General features: G+C 53.4%; 2 protein-coding genes. One reads left to right on the plus strand and one right to left on the minus strand.

Annotation, left to right across the window (positions count from 1 at the left end; genetic code table 11):
- Positions 1 to 462: 462 nt before the first annotated feature.
- Complete coding sequence (locus tag ACRC1E_RS06445; protein WP_438514289.1) at positions 463 to 1,383, minus strand: LysR family transcriptional regulator; 921 nt, start codon at positions 1,381 to 1,383, stop codon at positions 463 to 465.
- 107 nt (positions 1,384 to 1,490) lie between these two features.
- Between ACRC1E_RS06445 and ACRC1E_RS06450 the strand changes: the two genes are divergently transcribed.
- Positions 1,491 to 1,827, plus strand: a 337-nt coding sequence (locus ACRC1E_RS06450) for a tripartite tricarboxylate transporter substrate-binding protein (protein WP_438514290.1), incomplete at its 3' end; no start/stop codon positions are given.

Below are 1,827 nucleotides of genomic sequence, written 5' to 3' on the forward strand. Positions count from 1 at the left end.
CCGCGGGTCGGTATAGGCGCCTCGGTGCTGCCCCCTCTTCGGTCCCAGCCGGATGCTCCAAAAACAAACCCCGCCGCGCGAGGTCTGTGTGAAGGTTGATACGTCATATGCAGCTAGTTTTCTGCGTCGTCCGACCCAGCCCAGCAGTCCTAGAGTTTGCTTTGCACACATGGATTGATCAGGCATCGGCAGTGAACGAGGTCCAATTTAACGGACGGATAAGTCTGGTTCATTAAGCCGCCTGCGCACGCTACTGATAGTAACGCTGCTCGAACTCGGCTGGCGAGAGATTGTTCAGGCGCGCGTGACGGCGGATCCTGTTATAGAACACCTCTTTGACGAAATTTCAGCTGAGCATGACTCCGGTCGATATACGATAGCAATGGCTGCATTGGCCCGTTGAGCTTGAAGCTAAAGAATATGTTGGTCCAGATACTTTTTTAAGAATTATTGTAGGAAAGGTTAGCCACGTTGCCTCTTGTCCCGCAAGGCCTTGGTCTGTGTCTTAAGAATTTCGATTAGGCGCAATGCGGCTGGCGAGAGGTAACTGTTCCGACGACAAATAATCGACATTCGGCGGATGTGAACCACTTCCTTAACGGGTAATTCGACCAGGGGATACGTGAGCCCTTCCTTACGTACAAATTCCCTGGAACTGATCCCCAGATAGCCGGCAAACGCAATGGCTGAAAGCCGTACCGCCTGGGAGTTGGTTTCTAGCGTAACTGCGGGTGGCGCAAGTCCTTGTCTGGCCATCCCCAAAATCAATTGCTGCCATTGCGGGTTTGTTAAGTTGCTGGTCGACGCCCAACGCTGGTTGACGAGATTTGCTAAAGACACTTTCTTCTGTTTCGCAAGCGGATGATGCGCCGATGAAAATACAACGTACGCATCATCATATAAAAGGTCACTCGTAAATTCGCTGGGGGAGAATGACCGACGGTCTGCGACCCAGAAATCCAGTTCACCCTTGCGCAGGTTGTTTGCAAAAGAGGACGGGGCAGCGACAGTAATCTTGAGGTTGACTCTCGAGGTTTCGGGGGACAGGGCAACGCAGGCGTCCGCGAGAAGATTCTCGGCGGCACCTTGGCTCACGCCGACCCTGATTTGTCCCGCATAACCTTGGGCCAGGTCAGCAGCCTCGTTGCGAACATCATTCAGTATGCCCTGTAGCGGACTGGCTCTGACTAGGAGCGCCGCGCCGACTGATGTCAGCGCGACGCCTTGTGGAGCGCGCGCAACGAGCTTTGCACCGACCGACTTTTCAAGCCGACGCAGACTTTTGCTGAGCGCGGTTGCGCTTAAGCCTAGTGCTTCTGCTGCACGCCCGATGTTCTGGTGCTCTGCAACAACCGTGAGGTATCGGATGTCACGAAGTTCCATATCAGTAACCGAAATTCAGTAAATGCTGAAAGTTGGATCATTGCGGATATGGAAGGCAGGTGTCAATCTTTCACGCATGGTGGGCTGATTCTAGAAAGGTGGGGAAAATGAGCACTCTGTTGAATATCGCATTTGCATTGATTTTCGTTGCATCTGCGCGCGGCACTAATGCGGCTGAGTTGTTAGAAGTCCGAAGCTATCCCGCCAAGCCCGTGCGCATCGGCACTGGCGCTGCCGGCAACGCTATCGATATCTCCGCGCGCTTACTGGCGCAGCAACTGAGTGAGAAATGGGGAAAGCAGGTCATTATTGAAAATCGTGCCGGGCAGGCAATGCTCTCGGCGGAAATTACAGCTAAGGCAGCACCAGACGGTTACACGCTATGCATGGGCGAGTTTTCATCCTTTGCTGCGGCACCTAACATGCAAAAACAGTTGGCCTATG

Source organism: Craterilacuibacter sp., from assembly GCF_051659485.1.
In the GTDB taxonomy this organism is placed as follows: Bacteria; Pseudomonadota; Gammaproteobacteria; order Burkholderiales; family Chromobacteriaceae; genus Craterilacuibacter.